Source organism: Qipengyuania sp. ASV99, assembly GCF_047872805.1.
Taxonomy (GTDB): Bacteria; Pseudomonadota; Alphaproteobacteria; order Sphingomonadales; family Sphingomonadaceae; genus Erythrobacter.
On sequence record NZ_JBLQUK010000005.1, the window covers coordinates 14,002 to 32,237 of the forward strand.

General features: G+C 60.0%; 28 protein-coding genes. 14 read left to right on the top strand and 14 right to left on the bottom strand.

All coding sequences use genetic code 11. The annotated features are described in order from the left end of the window. Positions 1-41 precede the first annotated feature (41 nt). Positions 42-671, top strand: coding sequence for a YceI family protein (locus ACM64M_RS07610; RefSeq protein WP_416228079.1), 630 nt, complete (start codon positions 42-44; stop codon positions 669-671). Positions 672-674: 3 nt separating this feature from the next. Here ACM64M_RS07610 and rbfA read toward each other — a convergent pair whose 3' ends face one another. The 11 genes from rbfA to ACM64M_RS07665 form a co-directional block, all read right to left on the bottom strand. After that, entirely contained in the window at positions 675-1,073 is a 399-nt protein-coding gene (gene rbfA / locus ACM64M_RS07615; RefSeq protein ID WP_416228080.1) for a 30S ribosome-binding factor RbfA, read from the bottom strand. Next, on the bottom strand, positions 1,073-1,513 hold the full coding sequence (locus tag ACM64M_RS07620) for a PaaI family thioesterase (RefSeq protein ID WP_416228081.1): 441 nt from the start codon (positions 1,511-1,513) through the stop codon (positions 1,073-1,075). The genes rbfA and ACM64M_RS07620 overlap by 1 nt, the downstream gene beginning before the upstream one ends. 39 nt (positions 1,514-1,552) lie before the next feature. Then, the gene (infB, locus tag ACM64M_RS07625; RefSeq protein WP_416228082.1) at positions 1,553-4,102 is read right to left on the bottom strand and encodes a translation initiation factor IF-2; all 2,550 of its coding nucleotides are present in this window, start codon (positions 4,100-4,102) and stop codon (positions 1,553-1,555) included. An 80-nt stretch (positions 4,103-4,182) separates the two neighbouring features. Beyond that, a complete protein-coding gene (locus ACM64M_RS07630; RefSeq protein WP_416228083.1) occupies positions 4,183-4,968 on the bottom strand; it encodes a DUF448 domain-containing protein in 786 nt (261 codons plus the stop codon). Then, positions 4,949-6,613: a transcription termination factor NusA gene (gene nusA, locus ACM64M_RS07635; RefSeq protein ID WP_416228084.1), complete on the bottom strand. Its 1,665-nt coding sequence runs from the start codon at positions 6,611-6,613 to the stop codon at positions 4,949-4,951. Before nusA ends, ACM64M_RS07630 begins: the two co-directional genes overlap by 20 nt. Continuing rightward, complete coding sequence (gene rimP / locus ACM64M_RS07640) at positions 6,613-7,179, bottom strand: ribosome maturation protein RimP (RefSeq protein WP_416228085.1); 567 nt, start codon at positions 7,177-7,179, stop codon at positions 6,613-6,615. Before rimP ends, nusA begins: the two co-directional genes overlap by 1 nt. Positions 7,180-7,360: 181 nt before the next feature. After that, entirely contained in the window at positions 7,361-7,768 is a 408-nt protein-coding gene (locus tag ACM64M_RS07645; RefSeq protein ID WP_416228086.1) for a PilZ domain-containing protein, read from the bottom strand. Between the two features lie 87 nt (positions 7,769-7,855). Beyond that, positions 7,856-8,260, bottom strand: a complete 405-nt coding sequence (locus ACM64M_RS07650; RefSeq protein WP_416228087.1) for a PilZ domain-containing protein — start codon at positions 8,258-8,260, stop codon at positions 7,856-7,858. An 11-nt stretch (positions 8,261-8,271) separates the two neighbouring features. Beyond that, a complete protein-coding gene (locus tag ACM64M_RS07655; RefSeq protein WP_416228088.1) occupies positions 8,272-8,610 on the bottom strand; it encodes a hypothetical protein in 339 nt (112 codons plus the stop codon). A 104-nt stretch (positions 8,611-8,714) separates the two neighbouring features. Then, positions 8,715-9,788, bottom strand: a complete 1,074-nt coding sequence (gene pspF, locus ACM64M_RS07660; RefSeq protein WP_416228089.1) for a phage shock protein operon transcriptional activator — start codon at positions 9,786-9,788, stop codon at positions 8,715-8,717. 55 nt (positions 9,789-9,843) lie between these two features. Beyond that, complete coding sequence (locus ACM64M_RS07665) at positions 9,844-10,023, bottom strand: hypothetical protein (RefSeq protein ID WP_416228090.1); 180 nt, start codon at positions 10,021-10,023, stop codon at positions 9,844-9,846. Positions 10,024-10,124: 101 nt separating this feature from the next. Here ACM64M_RS07665 and pspA point away from each other — a divergent pair, with 101 nt between their 5' ends. Genes pspA through ACM64M_RS07725 form a run of 12 tightly spaced genes read left to right on the top strand, consistent with a single transcriptional unit; the run spans position 10,125 to position 14,931 of the window. Further along, positions 10,125-11,102 (top strand): phage shock protein PspA, encoded by a 978-nt coding sequence (pspA, locus tag ACM64M_RS07670; RefSeq protein ID WP_416228091.1) that lies wholly within the window; start codon positions 10,125-10,127, stop codon positions 11,100-11,102. A gap of 6 nt (positions 11,103-11,108) precedes the next feature. Beyond that, positions 11,109-11,408 (top strand): envelope stress response membrane protein PspB, encoded by a 300-nt coding sequence (pspB, locus tag ACM64M_RS07675; protein WP_416228092.1) that lies wholly within the window; start codon positions 11,109-11,111, stop codon positions 11,406-11,408. Next, positions 11,405-11,782 (top strand): envelope stress response membrane protein PspC, encoded by a 378-nt coding sequence (pspC, locus tag ACM64M_RS07680; RefSeq protein WP_416228093.1) that lies wholly within the window; start codon positions 11,405-11,407, stop codon positions 11,780-11,782. The genes pspB and pspC overlap by 4 nt, the downstream gene beginning before the upstream one ends. 47 nt (positions 11,783-11,829) lie before the next feature. Next, positions 11,830-12,156: a hypothetical protein gene (locus ACM64M_RS07685; protein WP_416228094.1), complete on the top strand. Its 327-nt coding sequence runs from the start codon at positions 11,830-11,832 to the stop codon at positions 12,154-12,156. Further along, positions 12,156-12,506: a hypothetical protein gene (locus ACM64M_RS07690; RefSeq protein ID WP_416228095.1), complete on the top strand. Its 351-nt coding sequence runs from the start codon at positions 12,156-12,158 to the stop codon at positions 12,504-12,506. Before ACM64M_RS07685 ends, ACM64M_RS07690 begins: the two co-directional genes overlap by 1 nt. Next, complete coding sequence (locus ACM64M_RS07695) at positions 12,503-12,880, top strand: hypothetical protein (protein WP_416228096.1); 378 nt, start codon at positions 12,503-12,505, stop codon at positions 12,878-12,880. Before ACM64M_RS07690 ends, ACM64M_RS07695 begins: the two co-directional genes overlap by 4 nt. Then, complete coding sequence (locus ACM64M_RS07700) at positions 12,880-13,200, top strand: hypothetical protein (protein WP_416228097.1); 321 nt, start codon at positions 12,880-12,882, stop codon at positions 13,198-13,200. Before ACM64M_RS07695 ends, ACM64M_RS07700 begins: the two co-directional genes overlap by 1 nt. Continuing rightward, positions 13,200-13,496: a hypothetical protein gene (locus ACM64M_RS07705; protein ID WP_416228098.1), complete on the top strand. Its 297-nt coding sequence runs from the start codon at positions 13,200-13,202 to the stop codon at positions 13,494-13,496. The genes ACM64M_RS07700 and ACM64M_RS07705 overlap by 1 nt, the downstream gene beginning before the upstream one ends. Further along, positions 13,493-13,849 (top strand): hypothetical protein, encoded by a 357-nt coding sequence (locus tag ACM64M_RS07710; protein ID WP_416228099.1) that lies wholly within the window; start codon positions 13,493-13,495, stop codon positions 13,847-13,849. Before ACM64M_RS07705 ends, ACM64M_RS07710 begins: the two co-directional genes overlap by 4 nt. Further along, positions 13,846-14,097: a hypothetical protein gene (locus ACM64M_RS07715; RefSeq protein WP_416228233.1), complete on the top strand. Its 252-nt coding sequence runs from the start codon at positions 13,846-13,848 to the stop codon at positions 14,095-14,097. The genes ACM64M_RS07710 and ACM64M_RS07715 overlap by 4 nt, the downstream gene beginning before the upstream one ends. Positions 14,098-14,141: 44 nt before the next feature. Continuing rightward, on the top strand, positions 14,142-14,561 hold the full coding sequence (locus ACM64M_RS07720) for a SufE family protein (protein ID WP_416228100.1): 420 nt from the start codon (positions 14,142-14,144) through the stop codon (positions 14,559-14,561). Positions 14,562-14,571: 10 nt separating this feature from the next. Continuing rightward, entirely contained in the window at positions 14,572-14,931 is a 360-nt protein-coding gene (locus ACM64M_RS07725) for a YbaN family protein (protein ID WP_416228101.1), read from the top strand. Positions 14,932-14,940: 9 nt separating this feature from the next. Here the strand turns inward: ACM64M_RS07725 and ACM64M_RS07730 are convergent, their stop codons facing one another. The 3 genes from ACM64M_RS07730 to ACM64M_RS07740 are packed head-to-tail and all read right to left on the bottom strand — an operon-like array spanning position 14,941 to position 16,666. Continuing rightward, complete coding sequence (locus tag ACM64M_RS07730) at positions 14,941-15,441, bottom strand: sterol desaturase family protein (protein WP_416228102.1); 501 nt, start codon at positions 15,439-15,441, stop codon at positions 14,941-14,943. Beyond that, positions 15,438-16,217, bottom strand: a complete 780-nt coding sequence (locus ACM64M_RS07735) for a fatty acid desaturase (protein ID WP_416228103.1) — start codon at positions 16,215-16,217, stop codon at positions 15,438-15,440. Before ACM64M_RS07735 ends, ACM64M_RS07730 begins: the two co-directional genes overlap by 4 nt. A 47-nt stretch (positions 16,218-16,264) precedes the next feature. Next, positions 16,265-16,666, bottom strand: a complete 402-nt coding sequence (locus ACM64M_RS07740; RefSeq protein ID WP_416228104.1) for an acyl-CoA thioesterase — start codon at positions 16,664-16,666, stop codon at positions 16,265-16,267. A gap of 137 nt (positions 16,667-16,803) precedes the next feature. On the opposite strand from ACM64M_RS07740, the gene leuC reads away from it, so the two are divergent. Next, on the top strand, positions 16,804-18,234 hold the full coding sequence (gene leuC, locus ACM64M_RS07745; RefSeq protein ID WP_416228105.1) for a 3-isopropylmalate dehydratase large subunit: 1,431 nt from the start codon (positions 16,804-16,806) through the stop codon (positions 18,232-18,234). Positions 18,235-18,236: the final 2 nt, after the last annotated feature.

Here is an 18,236-nt window from a genome sequence, read left to right on the forward strand (position 1 = left end):
ATTCACGATCAGGACATCTTGGCAGGCTAAGCGCTAAAGCCATGAGAATTACCCGCCTGTTGATGCTCCTGCCGCTGTTGCTGGCGCCGCCTTTTGCGCCTGTTTCACCGGCAGATGCGCAAACCTCCGCGCAGACAAGGACCGAAAGCGAGGCGCGCGCCAATGCGCCCATCAACTACCGGCTCGATGCCAGCGCCAGCAATGTGGCCGCCCGCGTGCCGTTCTTTGGCCTGTCGAGCAAGACCGCCCGCTTTCCCCGGATGCAAGGCAGCGTCACCGTCATCCCCGGCGCGCCAGAGCGGACCGCGATCGACGTTACCTTTGATGCCGCCGCGATCGAAGCGCCGGACGAAACCACGCTGCAACGGCTGCGCGGAGACAAGTTTTTCTGGGTTGAGCGCTATCCCACAATCCGATTTGTCGGGCGCTCGATCAATTTGACATCGCCTACGCGCGGAACGTTGATCGGCGAACTCACCGCACGCGGCGTCACCCGCACCGAAGCGCTCGATGTGACCTTTGCCAGCGACCCCGCCGCAGCGGGCAGGAGGCCGGTAAACTTTACCGCAGAAATGCAGATCGATCGCCGCAATTACGGGATGCGCAGCTATCAACTGATCGTTGGGAACAAGGTCGACATCAGCCTGCGCGCGCGGATGGTGCCGCGTTAACGGCTAATCGTCATCGCCCAGATCGCGCGCAACCTTGGGATCATTCAGCAGCGCCTCGATCCGATCGGCCTCGCCAAAGCTTTCATCCTTGCGGAATTTCAGCTTGGGCGCGAATTTGAGTCCCAGCCGCTTGGCAACTTCGCGTTGAAGAAACGCGGTGTTCTGGCGCAGCGCCCTGACCACATCGTCGTCATCCGCGCCCAGCAAGGGTTTCACATAGGCGGTCGCGTGGCGCAGATCGGGGGTCAGGCGGACCTCTGTCACCGAAATGTTTGAGGCGCTGACGACCTCGTCATGAACCTCCTGCCGCGCGAGCAGTTCGGACAAGATATGCCGAACCCGCTCGCCCACCTTGAGCACGCGGACCGAATGTTGTTCGGCGGAGAAGGGCTGTTTCGCCATCATCCCATCCCCGTCGTCGTCGGCGTGGGTCGCGGCGTGGGCAAAGCGGTGGAGGTGGAGCGGGCGTAGAGCGTCCCATCTTCTCCCAGCAATTCGCCTTCGAGGAACACGACACGCCGTCCGGGCTTCACCACCCGGCCCTTGCCAATGATTGTCGCGCCTTCGGGGATCAGCCGGATGAGGCTCATCGAAATGTCGAGGTTGAGCGGTGCCATCTCGCCCCCGGTCGCCGCGACAAAGGCATAGCCCATCACATCGTCGAGATAGCCCGCGACCAAGCCACCCTGCACGCCCCCGCGCCAGGTGCACATCTCGCGCTTCACAGTAAAGCGCATGGTCGCGGTCAGCGTCGCTGCGTCGAAGGCGACGAATTCTGAACCCAACAACGCAGTGTGGGGGCTGCCACCTGCGTCATCGGGGTAATAGGCGTCATCGTCCATACCGTGCTTCCGCTGGCTGGTTCAGGGTCTTGCCCCCTGTCACAGCGTCCGTTCGCGCAATTCGACCTCAAACACTTCAAGACTGTCGCCCGGTTTGATGTCATTCGTGTCCTGCAACACCACGCCGCATTCGAGGCCAGAGCGGACTTCGTCCACATCGTCCTTGAACCGCCGCAGCGAAGCGATGGTGGTGGCCGAAACGATGACATCTTCGCGCGTGAGACGGGCAAACAATCCCTTGCGGATGACCCCTTCGAGCACCAGCAGACCGGCTGCCTTGTCGCGCTTGCCAGACTTGAACACTTCTTTGACCTCGGCGCGGCCAACGACGGTTTCGATGCGTTCCGGGCCAAGCTCGCCCGCCATTTCCTTGGCGACTTCTTCGGTCAAATGATAGATCACATCGTAATACATCATCCTCACCCCGTCGCGTTTGACGAGATCGCGCGCCTTGGCATTGGGGCGAACGTTGAAACCGATGATCGGAGCGTTCGAAGCCGCCGCCAATGTCACGTCGCTTTCAGTGATAGCGCCGACCCCGGCATGCAGCACGCGCACTTTGATATCGTCGGTCGAAATATTGTGGAGCGCGTTGACGATGGCTTCGACAGAACCCTGCACATCGGCTTTCACCAGCACCGGCCATTCGATCACATTCGATGCCAGATTGTTGAACATCGTGTCGAAATTGGTCGGAGCCAGCGCGGTCCGTTTCTCGGTCGCTTTTTCGCGGCGATATTGTGCCACTTCGCGGGCGCGCTGTTCATTTTCAACCACGGTCAACTGATCGCCCGCAGACGGCACGCCGCCCAGCCCGAGCACCTCAACCGGCATCGATGGGCCCGCTTCCTTGATCTGTTTGCCAGCATCATTGATGATCGCGCGCACGCGGCCGCTTTGGGTGCCGACAACGAAAGTATCGCCGCGTTTCAACGTGCCGCGCGTAATGAGCACGGTCGCAACCGGGCCGCGGCCCTTGTCGAGCTGGGCTTCGATCACGGTGGCATCGGCGTCGCGGTCCGGGCGCGCCTTCAGCTCAAGCAATTGCGCTTGCAGCGTGATCGCCTCGATCAGGGCATCGAGACCGTCGCCGGTCTTGGCCGAAACCTCGACATCCTGCACATCGCCCGACATTTTCTCGACGATCACTTCGTGTTCAAGCAGACGGTTGCGGATATTGTCGGGATTGGCCTCTGGCTTGTCCATCTTGTTGATCGCCACGATCAGCGGGACGCCTGCGGCCTTCGTGTGATTGATCGCCTCGATCGTCTGCGGCATGATCCCGTCATCGGCGGCCACCACCAGCACCACGATATCGGTGACATTGGCGCCGCGTTGACGCATTTCGGTGAAGGCAGCGTGGCCCGGCGTATCAAGGAAAGTGATCACCTGCTTGTTTTTCGCGGTGATTTGATAGCTTCCGATATGCTGGGTAATACCGCCAGCTTCACCCTTGGTCACATTGGCACCGCGCAGCGCGTCGAGCAGCGACGTCTTGCCATGATCGACATGGCCCATAATCGTGACGACCGGCGGGCGTTCTTTAAGCGTCTCTTCGGGATCGACGTCCTGTTCGACCTTGATTTCGACATCGTCGGCTGAAACGCGTTCGATATTGTGGCCGAATTGTTCGACCAGCAATTCCGCCGTGTCGGCGTCAATCGTCTGATTGACAGTGACCATCATGTCGAGGTTGAACAGCTCTTTGACCAGATCTGCGCCCTTTTCGCCCATCCGCTTGGCCAATTCGCCGACCGTGATCGCTTCAGGAACGATCACGTCGCGGATCTGTTTTTCGCGCGGTTTGGACGATCCACCGCCCTGCATCCGGCGCTCTTTTTCACGCGCACGTTTGAGCGCGGCGAGGCTGCGCGCACGGCGGCCTTCGTCCTCGTTCAGAGCCTTGGTTACAGTCAGTTTGCCCGAGCGGCGCTTGTCCTTGCCGACCTCTGGGGTGGCTCCGCCCTTGTCGTCTTTTTTCTTTTTCTTTTCGGGACGCTTGGGCTCTGGCCGGGCGACCGGAGTGAATTTGCGCGCGGCAGGTGCTGGCGTGTCCTGCTTTTCCAAAACAGGATCGCCAGACGATGTGCCGTCTTCGGCCTCGACAACAGCTGCGTCTGCTTCAACGGCAGTTTCGGGAAGCGCGGGGGCAGGCTCATCTGCCTTATCTTCTGCCTTGCGATTATCCTCGGCGCGCTTCTTTTCTTCCTCTGCAGCAAGCCGCGCCTTTTCATCGTCGCGTTTGCGTGCCTCTTCGGCCATTTTCAGCCGCTCTTCTTCGGCTTCCAACTGGAGCCGCTTGACCCGTTCTTGCGGGGTTTCGCTCGCAGGCGCGCGCTTGGGCGCAGGCGCAGGGGCCGCACGCGGTGGTGGTGGCGGAGGCGGCGGAGGCGGCTCGGCAACGACCGGCGCGGGCGCAGCCTCAGGCGCAGGTGTTTCACCCGGCTTGGTCAGCTTGCGGCGGCGCTTCACCTCAACCGCAACCTTGTTGGTGCGGCCGTGGCTAAAGGTCTGCTTGACCTCTCCAGCGTCGACCGCCCTTTTGAGGCCTAGCGGTTTACGGGTGCGTTTTTCTGGTTCGTCGCTCATTCTGGCTCGTTAATCCTTCAAAAATCTTTTGTCGCCGCCCGGACATGCCGTCCGCGCGAGTAAATACCTGGTCAAAGGCGTTAGTCGGGAGGATCGCTTCCCACAAAGCGCGCCTCCGTTTGTGGCCCTGACTCCTGTGGCCTTTGCTGACTTCTCGCCTGAAACAGCGTCAGCCGCGTGATCGCCTGTCCTACCCGGACCGAAGCGCGCGACGTATCATCGCGCCCATCCTTCATGCCTGAAACGCCCAAATGGACGACATTGTCGCGGCCCAATGCCACAGACAGCGCGGTGCGGTCCAGTGGCAAGACAGTCCCGCGCATTCCCGACCCCTCGGCATCGCAGCCCACGCGCCACGCCTGATCAAGCTTCTTGCGTCCATCTTCGCTGCTGTCGCTGGCATGCAGCAATAATGCAATCCGGCCTGTGCGGGCCTGTTCGTCAATCCTGCTGGAGCCAAGCACAATGTTGCCGCCGCGCATTTCCAGACCCAGCCGATCAGTCAGACTGCGAATGAGCGCGCTTTCGATCTGATCCGGCAATTCCTCTGCGTAAGAGAGCGTTACGCCCTCGCCTGCGCCCTTGAAAGCCCGCAGCAGCGCGCGTTTCAGATGGCCATTGGCGATGGCGCTTTCAAGCTCAGCGCGGTCCGGCGCGATCCATGCTCCGCGTCCGGGTGCCTTGGCACCGGGATCGGGCAACACCTCACCTGTGGGCGAAATCGCCAGCCGGATTGCGTCGTCGCGCGCGACCGTCTTGCCGGATAGCACACAGCGCCGTTCGCTCTCGGAAGGCTGACCAGCTTTCCGGGTTGATGGCGCATCAACGATGTCGGACGTCAGGCGCTCATTGGTTGGAGTCCGCATCAGCGGCCTCCTGAATATCGGGCGTTTCCGCAGCAGCAGGCGCCGCCGGTTCTTCATCCTCGAACCAATGGGCGCGGGCTGCCATAATGATTTCGTTGCCCTGCTCTTCGCTCAGGCCGTAATCACCCAGCACGCCGCCTTTGTCCTGTTCACGCTGCGGGCGGCGCATCGGCGGGCCATCTGCAGCATTGGCACGGCGGCGCGGAGCTTCGCGCTTCTTGGCGATCAGTTCATCGGTGGCCAGATCAGCCAGATCATCGAGCGTTTTGATTCCCGCTTTGCCCAGCGTGACCATCATCGCTTCGGTCAGATGCGGCAGTTCGGCAATGGCATCTTCGACGCCCAGATCGCGGCGGATGACGCGGTGCGATTCCTCCTGCCGTTCCAGCGCTTCGATAGCGCGGTTTTGCAGCTCTTCGGCGAGTTCTTCGTCAAAGCCTTCGATGGCGGCGAGTTCGGAATTGTCGACATAAGCGACCTCTTCCAGCATCGCGAAACCTTCGGCCACGAGCAGCTGCGACAGCGTTTCGTCAACGTCGAGCTCTTCCTCGAACATCTTGGACCGCTCGGCAAATTCCTTGGAGCGCTTCTCGGACGCTTCTTCCTCGGTCATGATGTCAATCTGGTGACCGGTCAGCTGGCTCGCCAAGCGGACGTTCTGGCCGCGGCGACCAATCGCCAGGCTAAGCTGATCGTCAGGGACCACCACTTCGATCCGGCCGTCCTCCTCGTCCAGCACGACGCGCGCGACGGTGGCGGGTTGAAGCGCGTTGACGACGAAGGTCGCAATATCTTCGGACCACGGAATGATGTCGATCTTTTCGCCCTGCAATTCCTGCACGACGGCCTGAACGCGGCTGCCTTTCATGCCAACGCAGGCACCGACCGGGTCGATGCTGGAATCGTGGCTGATGACACCGATCTTGGCGCGGCTGCCGGGATCGCGCGCGGCGGCCTTGATCTCGATGATGCCATCATAGATTTCGGGCACTTCCTGCGCGAACAGTTTGCGCATGAAATCCGGGGCGGCGCGGCTGAGGAAGATTTGCGGACCGCGGTTGTTGCGCTCCACCTTGGTAATCAGCGCGCGCACGCGTTCGTTGTTGCGGGCCGCCTCGCGCGGGATCTGCTGATCGCGGCGAATTACACCCTCGGCGCGGCCAAGGTTGACGATCACATGACCGAATTCGACCGATTTGATGACCCCGGTGATGATTTCGCCGGCACGATCCTTGAATTCTTCATACTGGCGCTCACGCTCGGCATCGCGGACCTTCTGAAAGATCACCTGCTTCGCGCTTTGCGCATCGATGCGGCCCAAATCGACCGGGGGCAGCGGATCGACGATGAAATCGCCGACGCTCGCGCCCGGTTGCAGTTTTTCCGCCTGCTTGAGATCGACCTGCTTGAAATAATCCTCAACCACTTCGACGACTTCGACCACGCGCCACAGCGTTAGGTCGCCAGTGACCGGATCAAGCTTTGCTCGGATGTCGTTTTCGGCACCATAGCGGTTGCGCGCCGATTTCTGGATCGCCTCTTCCATCGCTTCGATAACGATCGATTCGTCGATCATCTTTTCCGATGCTACGGATTTCGCAATCGCGAGCAATTCTGCCTTATTGGCCGAAATGGCACTGCCCATCAGTCGTCTGCCTTCTCTTCATTTTCTTCTTCGATATCGTCGACACCGGATGTGTCGATGGGTCTTGTTGCAGCGATCAGCGCGTCGGTGAGGACGAGCTTTGCGCTGTGAATTTCTGCCTGCGGCAAGACCGCTTCACCGGCCTTTGGGTCGGTAATCGTGACCATGCCAGCGGCAATCCCGCCGAGTGTGCCCTTATAGACGCGCTGCCCGGCGAAACCTTTTTCCATCACGATCCGCGCGTCGTGCCCTGCCCAATTGGCAAAGTCCTTGTCGCGGGTAAGCGGGCGGTCGATACCGGGTGAGGACACTTCGAGATGATAGGCACCTTCGATCAGCACTTCGCCCGCTTCTTCGCGCGCATCCATCATCGCGGATATACGCCGCGACAGCTGCGCGCATTGGTCGATCACCAGCTGACCGGTTGCCGGATCTTCGGCCATAATTTGCAAAGCCTCACCGCCATCGCCCGCCTCGGACGGCATCATCTTCACTCGCACCAGTTCAAACCCAAGCGCCAAAGCCTCAGGTTCGATCAGTTCAGTCAAGCGCGTGATGTCGCTCATGTGGTCCTTTTACCGGTTTCGTGTGACAATGCCGATATTGTGACAAAGCCGTTTCGCGCCGGCCCCTTGCGGCGCCAGCCCCTTCAAAGTGTCAACGATGTAGGGATTGATGCGCAATTAGGCTCAGGAACCGCGTTTGGCAAGCCTTGAACAAAGGATTGCGCGACAATGCGACGAAGTTCTATTTGGCGCCGGTCACCCAGGCGCACGCCTCCTCGCGCAAGGCACGCTGCGCTTCGCCTTCGAAACATTCCGCATATTGGCGCATGGCAAGCACCTGCTCGTCATTCTGTGGGTATTCGAACTCAAGGCCATTGGCGCCGCCACCGCTCCCCGTGAAAGAACGAACAATTGTACCGAATTGATCAATTCCGGCCAGTTGAAGGAAGACGCTTTCGCCTTCACGCAAGGGCTTCTCCAGACCAATCTGGGCACCGCTGCGTGATAGATCGACCAGAATGCAGCGCCGCGTATCGCACAGCGTCACCAACCGAGCCGGAACAGACAGGCGCAATCGCGGCGCGCTGCGGCGGCCCACCGTTACCGCGGAATCGCCTGAAAGCCATTGGTCATTGGTAGCAAAGGACACGTGCATAATTGCACTGTGGTAAATGGAGAAGCTGAACAGCGGCTCGCCGCTCAGCTACGCATCATGGCGTAGTTGCGGCCCAGGCCTTTACCAATGGTTGGTGGCTTCACCCGATGTCCAACCGCGAACCGTTTCCAGCAATTCTTCCTGTTCGCGCGCAGCCAGCGCTTCTTGAAACTGTCGGATGCCGAATACAAACGCATCGCTTACAGGTATATCGAAATGCAGCGCATTGCGGCCTTTTTCCCTGCGAGTAACGACCATGAAATGGTCGATCGGGCCGCAGCGAAGATACCCTTCGCTGCCGATCCTTAGCGGCTCTTCAATCGCGATCAGGGCGCCGGTGCGCGAAAGATTGGTAAGGATACAATGCTGATTGCCAGTCACCGCCAGGAACAGTCCGGGCAGGCTCAATGGCAGGCGCGGCGCGGCGCGATGACTGGATTGAGGATCGTCTTCGGCCATGGTGGGGATCACGCGCTTAACCGGCAAGGCATTCATTCCTATTGACCGTCACCCCAACCGCCGGAGCTGTTTACGCTCGTGCCGTTCGCTGCGGCATCGGACGGCGGAACGGCACTATCTTGTGAAGCGGCCGGATCACCATAGCCCCAACCGTCCTCTGCCAAGGCCCGCGCGCGCGCTTCTTCTTGAGCGGCAGCGATGGCTCGTTCGCCTATGCGTTCGGCCCGCTCACCATAATCCTGAGCCACTTTTGGAGCGACATAGGTCATGCCCAGCGTCATCAGTAGCCCAAATCCCAGCGAGCAAAGCACCAGCGCGCCGATGATAAGCCGCACCACTCCTGTCATGTTTTCAACGATTTCGACAAACGCCCGCATGAAACTCGTCCTTAAAGCCGTCGCGCCTCTACTCCCGACTCCAGCTTGGTGGATAACGGGCGAGAGTAAACAAGCGGTTAGGGCAATGGACCAGAGACTGCGTCTTATTCGCCTTCTTCCAACAGGCCATGCTTCTTTATCGCATGACGCAATTGGTCATAGCTCAGCCCCAGCGCCTTGGCCGTCTGGCGCTGATTCCAGCGGTGTTTGCCCAGCGCATGTTCGACAATCGCGCGTTCGTGCCGGTCAACGGCAAGGCGTAAATCATCGATCTGATCCAAATCTGTCGCGGTAGCCAACCCACTATTCGAAGACAAAGCACCCGAAACACCGGGGAGGGGTCTGGCGAAAGGCCCTGCCGCAGCTCCGGCATCCATCCGGCGATGCGCCGGAGCCTTTGGCTTCCACGGGCTATCAAAGGGGTCGAATTGCGCATGCGCGACCGGTGCTTCGGGATCATCCCAGCGATAGACCGCGCGCTCCACCACATTGCGCAATTCGCGGACATTGCCGGGCCATTCGTATTCCTCAAGCTGGGCCATCACATGCGGTGCAAAGCCGGGCCAGCTGTGCCACTCCAACTCCGCCGCCATGCGCCGCGCAAAATGTTCAGCCAGCACCCCGATATCGCCTTCACGGACCCGCAGCGGAGGCAGTGTAATGACTTCAAAACTAAGCCGGTCGAGCAGGTCGGCGCGAAACTCGCCGCTGGCAGCCAGCGCGGGCAAATCGTCATTGGTCGCTGCCACGATCCGGACATTGACCCGGATCGGTCGCGATGAACCGATGCGCGTCACTTCGCCATATTCGACCGCTCTCAGCAGCCGTTCCTGCGCGCCCATCGACAATGTGCCCAGTTCGTCGAGAAACAGGGTGCCTTGATCGGCTTCTTCGAACCTTCCCGCGCGCGCTTTGGTAGCGCCGGTAAAGGCTCCCGCTTCGTGGCCGAACAATTCCGCTTCGATCAGCGTTTCGGGCAGCGCCGCGCAGTTCATCGTCACCAGCGGCTCACCCCAGCGTGAAGAGAGGCGGTGAAGACGTTCGGCGATCAATTCCTTGCCCGTTCCGCGCTCTCCGATGACGAGCACCGGGCGGCTCATCGGTGCCGCGCGGCTGGCGCGCTCGACCGCATCGAGAAAGGCACCGGACTGCCCGATGAAATGATTTTCGCGCTCCATTCCCGAGATATAGTGAGAATTCCCAAGGGTTGGCAATAGAGGCCAACGCACTTTGTCAATCAGGGCGCAAAACTCCCGGAATTTCGCCGCTTTCAAGGTTTGGCACGCTGATTGCAAAACCACTGGTAACGACTTCAAGATGCTTCACGGAGACCCCAACGATGTACAACGCCGCTTTCTTTGGTACCAAACTTGGCAAATCAGCGCTCGCCAGCATTGCTGCGATGGTCGCCATGATTGCTTTGACCAGCCAGATGAATTTGGTAGCAGCCGATGCTCATATCGCGCAGCCTAATGGCGCAACCGCGCTGTCGGTTGAACTGGCCTGAGCCGCGCATGAGCAAGCGTGACCCCAACGATTCAGGCCTTCCCCTCGGGCCGGAGCGCAGCGTTCCAGTCGCTGATGCCGCACACAGTGATGCGCTTTCCCCGACGCGCAAACCCTCGTCCGGCGACGCTTCGGCCCACCCTCCGGGAAAGCTGATATCAAAGGGCGCGCTCTCACGGCTCGACGCCGAAATCGAAGCCTTGCGCCGCAGCCCCACTCCGACGCAAACTAACGACCGTAGCGATTCCCGCGAAGACTCGCGCAGAGCCAGCACCAACCCATTTCTTGATGGAGTAGCCTTTATGGGCATTTTCAGCCGCACCCGTGACATCATTGCTGCGAATTTCAACGACATGCTCGACAATGCGGATGATCCATCGAAGATGATCCGCATGATCATCCTCGAAATGGAGGAAACTCTGGTCGAGGTTCGGGCCAGCGCGGCGCGCACCATTGCCGATCAGAAAGAAATGCACCGCCACGTCGTAAAGCTTGACCGGCTGGAGGCCGACTGGGGCGAGAAAGCGCAGTTGGCGCTGTCGAAAGACCGCGAAGACCTGGCCCGCGCGGCCCTGGTCGAAAAAAAGAAGGCGAGCGGCATGGGCGACCAGTTGCGCGCAGAGATCGCGGTGCTCGACGATGCCCTGCGCGCCTATGAGGAAGACATCGCCAAATTGCAGCACCGTCTGCGCGAGGCCCGCAGCCGCCAGACGCAGATCGCCGCCCGCCTCGAAAGCGCGGAGAACCGCGTCAAACTGCGCACGCTGATGAGCACCGAGCGCACTGATGAGGCGCTCGCCCGGTTCGACCAGCTCGAACGCCGCGTCGATTACGCCGAAGGCCGCGCCGACGCGCTCAAGATCGCAGAAGGCGGCACGCCTTCGCTCGCCGATGAAATCGCCGCGCTCGAAGGGGCAGACGCCATCGACGATGAACTCGCCGCAATGAAGAAAGCGCTCGGCAAGAGCGACGAAAGCAAGGGGTAAATAGCCATGGAAGAATTTTTCATCATCCCGGCCGTTGTGATCGGCCTGCCTTGGCTGATCCTGCACTATGTCACCAAGTGGAAAACCGCCGCGACCATCACCAGCGATGACGAAGTGCTGCTGGAGGAACTCTACAACCTCGCCAAGCGGCTGGATGAACGGATGGACACGGTCGAACGGCTCGTCGCCACCGACGACCCCAGCTTTAACCCGGTGAAACGGCTTCAGGCCGATCAGGAACGAGACAATCAGCAATTGCGCGAGCTTGAACAGCTGATCGCCGAGAAAAAAGGAGCCATGCAATGAACAGCCCCCGCACCACGCTTTACCGCGACAGCCACCACGCCAAATTGATGGGGGTGTGTTCGGGGATCGCCAATTATACCGGGGTTGATCGCAATTGGATCCGGATCGGCGCCGTGATTTCGATCTTCCTTACCGGGGGATGGTCAATCCCTGCCTATTTCATCGCCGGTTTCGTGCTCAACAAGAAACCGCCCTATCTCTATGGCGATGCGCAGGAAGAGAAATACTGGCAGCGCGTCCGGCAGAGCCCGAAGCGCACCGCGCGTGAAATCCGCGCCCGGTTCCGCGACATCGACCGCCGTCTGGCCGACGTGGAAACATACTATGTCAGCAACAATCCGCGCCTGACCGCCGAGATTGAGCGACTGCGCTGAGCCAAACAGTTCGAACCGAAAAGTCACACACAGGGAGGGACGCAATCATGGACAGCGGAACACTTGGGGTCATGATACCGATCATTGCGATCGTCATGGGATGCTCGATTGCGATCATGGGCGTATGGACCAAGCACAAGCAGAAGATCGCCGAATTGCAGGTCAATGCAACCGCTGAACACACCGCCGAAAAGGCCGCGCAATATGCCAGCCAGGTCGCCAAGCTTGAGGACCGGGTTCAAGTGCTCGAACGCATCGTCACTGATCGCGGTTATGACATTGCCACCCAAATCGAAGCGCTGCGCGATATCCGCACGGTGGAAAGCCGCGATGCCGGGGTTCCGCTCAATATCAGCAAGAAGGAACAGGTGTGATGGATTGGGGCGGACCCGGATTTGTTATTGCGATCATCGCCGTCTCGTATGGCGCATGGATCATCAACAACTGGATACGGGCAAAGCATGGCTATGCGCTGGAAGACGAATGGGGCGGGACGACTGAACCGAGCGAATCGGCCGATACAAAGCGCCTCCGGTCCGAAAACCGCGAGCTTCATGACAAGCTTGACGCAATGCAGGACCGCATGATCGTGCTCGAAAAGATCGTCACCGATCGCGGCTATTCGCTGGCTGACGAGATCGAGGCGCTGCGTGATCGTCCAGCCCGCACCCTGAAAGACAGCGGTGTGCCTCTTAATATTGGCCAGAAGGAAACCCGCGGATGAGCCCCGACGCCGCAACCACTATCATCCCGCATCTGCCGTGGATCATCGGCGGCGGGATCGCCATTGCCATCGGAAGCGTGTTTGGCTGGGTCTACACCACGCGCCTGCGCATCCAGCATGGCTATCCGCTTGACGGCGCATGGGGCCAGTCACTGAAGCCATCGACCGACAACGAAGCAAAGCAGCGCATCAGCCTGTTGACGCAGGAAAACGCCGAACTGCGCGCCGAGCTGGGTTCGGTGAAGGACCGCCTCGTCAATGTCGAACGCATCGTCACCGATAGAGGCTTTACGCTGACCTCGGAAATCGACGCGCTCAGAGATTCGGTGCGCGACCGCGCGTTGCAACACCGCACCGACGAAGGGAGCGCGTGATGGACATCGATCTGCTCATGATTGTCGTGATGATTATCACGATCACTGGCATTATTGGCGGAAGCGTGAATGCCATTGTCCAGAAAGTGCTCGATTACAAGCGCTCGACTGCCGGGATTGCGCATTCTTCCGATCCGGCCAGCCATGCTGGTTTGCCCCACACAAATTTGATCGCCGACCGCACCGACATGATCGAGGATCGCCTGCGGGTGCTCGAAAGGCTCGCAACCGATCGCGGTGCCATGCTGGCGGATGAGATCGAGGCGCTGCGAACAGAAAGAACGCTCGCGTCCAATGCCCGGGACAAGGAGCGCAATTGATGTTTGGAGCTGATACCAGTCTGGTTTTCGATGCCTTGCAAATCGCTGCGATTGCAGTCCTTGCCTCCGGAAGTTCTGCCTATCTCTTGATGCGCAAGCGCAAATCCAACGACGCAGCGCATTCTCCTGCATCCTATCCAAAGACCGCGAGCAAGAGTGATCTGGAAACGCGCGTCCGCGTGCTTGAACGCATTGCCACGGATCGATCAGCCGATCTGGCCGATGAAATCGAGTCTCTGCGCGAACCCGCGGCGACAAATGCGAACAGCCAACAGATGGAAGGAAGTTCCAGATGAGCAGCTGGGCCATTGTCGTTATTATCGCCATCGCTGTTTGGGGCGTGGTGCAGCTCGCCAAGGCGCGCGCGGGGATCATTTCCGACGAGGCTGGCAACGAAACCTACGTCGGCAACCGCGATGACAGCGCCTCGCGCGCCGAAATCGAAGAAACCCGGCGCGAGATCGATGCCTTGCGCGAACGGCTGCAAGTGCTCGAACGCATTGCCACCGACAACAATTCGCTCGACGCCCGCGAACGCGCCCGCATCGCTGCAGAAATCGAAGCCTTGAGAGATCCTGTTTCAGGCGCGCGCCAGGAAACGCCCGCGCTCGGCTCTGATCCAATTCGGGAGGACAAGAACCAATGTTGATGGACCCCATTCTTGTGATTGCCGCTGCTTGTCTGGTTGGAATCTGCGTGGTCGTGTTTGCCCTGTTGCGTGCATGGCAGGGCTGGCTTGAGCTGAAACGCCAGGAACTTGAACGGCTCCAGCGCGGCGGCGCTCCCTATGCGGAGATCGAAGGCGGCGTTGCGGTTGGCGCAGCGCGGATCGAACTGGCCGATATGAAAGAACGCATCAAGAAGCTCGAAGCTATCGCCAATGGGGTGGAGCTTTAGCTCACCCCCTTCCCCTTGGCACTTGGGCACACTAAGTGCGCCTCATGCGATTGCTTGACGACATTCTCGAAGAATACGAATTCCTTGAAGGGGATGAACGTTACCGCCTGCTGATCGAGCTAGGCCGGGAGCTTGAACCGATGCCCGATGCGCTGAAAACCGATGCGACACTGGTGCGCGGATGCTCTGCGGCGGTGTGGGTTTACCCGACCGAGGCGAAAAACGCCGACACGCTGCATTTCCTCGCCGACAGCAATGCCGCGATTACCAAGGGGATCGTCGCGCTGGTGATCGCCGCAGTGCAGGACCGGCCCGCCGCCGAAGTCGCGCGGATGGATGTCGTGGGCGCGCTGGCCCCGTTCGATCTGAAAAGCCAACTTTCGAGCAACCGGACGCAAGGCGTGCCCAATATGATCGCGCTGGTCAAAGAACACGCCGCGCGGCTGGCGGCGGCGTGCCGCTGATGGTCAGTTGATGAACCGGTTTTCGCGCCCGCTGTTTTTTGCAGGGGGCCTTGTCGCAACCGGACTGGCGGTGCTGGGTGCCGTGCTGCCGTTGATGCCGACGGTGCCATTTCTGCTGGTCGCGGTGTTCTGTTTTGCCCGGAGCAGTCCAGCGTTGGAACAGCGCATTCTCGACCATCACTATTTCGGGCCGCAGGTGCGCGATTGGCAGGAACGCCGCGCGATCAGCCGCAAGACCAAGCTGATTGCCATCGGGGCAATGGCGTGCGGTGTGGGTTTCACCGCATTCACGCTGGGCTATCCCTATTATTTTGCCTCGCTCATCATTCTGGTGGTCGTTGGCGGTTGGATGTGGACCCGGCCGGAATAGCGACCTGGACTAAGCTCCTGCGCTTTCGCGCACCACGGCGATGCCGTTCCGCGCCTGTTCGCGCAATTCCGCTTTTAGTTTGGCCGGATCGCGCGCGAGGACGAAGCCAAAGCTGACCCCACCCTCTTTACCGATAGTGGCATGGTGGAGCTTATGCGCCTGCACCAGTCGTTTGGCATAGCCGCGTTTGGGCACGAACCGGAAATAGCGTTGATGGACAAGTCCGTCATGCACCAGCGTGTAAATCACGCCGTAAATCGTGATCCCGACCGCGAACCACCACAACGCCTCCCAATAGAGCGAGCCGTAGATATACATGGCGGCGTTGATGGTGCCGAACACCACCGCGAACAGATCGTTCTTTTCGAATGTGTTGTCATGCGGTTCGTGATGGTCGCGGTGCCACGCCCAACCGAAACCGTGCATGATGAATTTATGCGCAAACCAGGCCCAGGCTTCCATAAACAGCACTGCGGCCAGAACCGTCAGGATGATTTCAACCCAGCTCATACCGCCGCTTCCAATACCTCACTTACCGCGCCCACGCCCGCCTTGCGTGCCGCTGGCAGCGCCCACCAGGGCACTTGCGGCTGGCGATGGTGTTCCAGATGATATCCGAAATGGAAGCAGGTGGCGAGACTCGCCAGCGTGCTCAGCCGTTCAGACCGGGCGTTGTGCCCATCGCTGAACGGCGCAGCAGCATTGTGGTGATGCGGGCGAAAGGTACCGAAATAAAACAATTGCAGCGAAGACAGCAATGCAGGCGCGCCGTAGAGCAGCACGATCTGCACCATCGGAATCCCGATGATAAGCCAGTAGATCGCAACGACGCTGTGCACGAATATCAGCGAATGCATGCCAAAATAGCGTTTGAAGAACGTCCAGTACCACGGCAGGAACTGGCCCGGATGATGTTCATCGAAATCGGGATCACCCGCTTTGCCGGCCAGTTTGTGATGAGTAAAATGCGCATCGCGCAGCGTTCGCCAGCGAAACCCCGCATATAGGAACAACAGCACCGCCGCGATCCCCGCGCTCAGCCGCTGATGGCCCGGCGCAAGGCTGCCATGCATGGCATCGTGGCAGACAATAAACACTCCGACCGATAGCCAGCATTGCACCAGCGCCATCGCCAGCGCGAGCGGCAGGTTCGACCATGTGAGTTCAAACACAAACATCGCATAGGCATGAATGCCCAGCCAACTCCCCGCGATCAGCGCCGCAAGTGCAAGCCCGATTGCACCCTGAGCTTCGGGATCAGGAAGGGAGTAACGGCTGATTGTCATTTGTGCCAATACGCTTGAGGGTAAGGATAGGGTCCAAACAGCCCCGTCTACTCGGTATCGGGAAAGAAGAATTCGCGCAAATGTTCGCCAATGCGCGCCGGGCGCAGCGTTTTGGCATCGATGCAGCACCAGCTCGATTGCACTTCGGCCAACACGTCTTCGCCTCGGCTGATCACCGTATGATAGAACGCCCGCGCGCCGTTGAACCGTTCAAGCACCGTCTTCGCCATCACATCGTCTTCGAGAAAAGCGGGTTTGCGATAGGTGATTTCGTGCTTCAGCGCGACCCATGCCTTGGTCGCCACATCTTCATCAGGCGCGATCTTGTTCCAATGCGCGAGCACCGCGTCCTGCACCCAATTGAGGTAGCGCGCATTGTTGACGTGGCCCATGAAATCGATGTCTTCGGGGGCGACAGTGATCGGATAGGAAAATGGACTTGCTGACATGGATGTAAGCTAAGCATTTTTCCCTTGCGTTTCCATGACAAAATCACGCGCTGTCGATCGGCGGCTTGCCAGTGTGGTATTGCCGCCGCTAATCGGCCCTGACATTATTCACCCGCCACCCTGCAAAAGAGAGCCAAATGGCCAGTCAACCTCGCACGCTTTACGCCAAGATCTGGGATGACCACGTGGTAGAAACCCGCGAGGATGGCACCGCGCTCATCTATATCGACCGGCATCTGGTGCATGAGGTAACCAGCCCTCAGGCGTTTGAAGGACTGCGCGCCAACGGGCGGAGCGTCCGCCGTCCCGAACTGACATTGGCGGTGCCCGACCACAATCTGCCGACCACGCCGCGGCTTGGCCCGAATGGCGAACGATTGCCGATTGCCGACCCGCAAAGCGCAGCGCAGCTTGCCGCTCTGGAACGCAACGCGCCCGAATTCGGCATCCGCTATATTGATGCAACTGCGGCCGAACAGGGCATTGTCCATGTCGTCGGCCCGGAGCAGGGATTCTCGCTGCCGGGCACCACCATTGTATGCGGCGATTCGCACACCGCCTGCCACGGCGGATTGGGCGCGCTCGCGTTCGGGATCGGCACCAGCGAAGTGGAGCATGTGCTGGCAACGCAGACCTTGTTGCTGCAACGCTCGAAAGCGATGGAAATCCGGGTCGAAGGCATGCTTGCCCCAGGCGTCACGGCAAAGGATCTGATCCTGCACATTATCGGGGTCATCGGCGCTGCTGGTGGCACCGGCCATGTGATCGAATATCGCGGTCCGGTGTTTGAAAGGATGAGCATTGAGCAACGCCTGACCGTCTGCAACATGAGCATCGAAGCTGGCGCGCGTGCCGGATTGATCGCACCGGACGAAACCACATTCGCCTATATCAAAGGCCGCCCGATGGCCCCCAAGGGCGCAGATTGGGACGCCGCTCTCGCTTATTGGCAGACGCTGCATACCGATGCAGGGGCGGTGTTCGACAAAAGCGTAGTGATCGACGCTGCGGCAATCGAACCCACGGTGACCTGGGGCACTAGCCCTGAGGATGTTGTGGCGATTGGTGGGCGCGTGCCTGACCCGCTGGATTTTGCCGATGAATCCAAACGCGCCGCCGCTCAAAAAAGCCTCGACTATATGGGTCTGACCCCCGGCACGCCGATGATCGAAGTGGCCATCGAAAACGTGTTTATCGGGTCTTGCACCAACAGCCGGATCGAAGACCTGCGCGCCGCTGCCGCTGTGTTAAAAGGGCGGCGCAAGGCCGAAACTGTGCGCTGGGCCATAGCCGTGCCCGGATCGGGTCTGGTGAAACGGCAGGCCGAGGCAGAGGGGCTCGACCGCATCTTTACCGATGCCGGGTTTGAATGGCGCGAGCCGGGCTGTTCGGCCTGTCTGGGCATGAATCCCGATAAAGTGCCGCCGGGCGAACGCTGCGCCTCGACCAGCAACCGCAATTTCGTCGGTCGACAAGGTCCCGGCGCACGCACGCATCTGGTTTCCCCGGCAATGGCGGCAGCCGCCGCAATTGCCGGGCGGCTTGCCGATGTGCGCGAGTTTGATTGAAG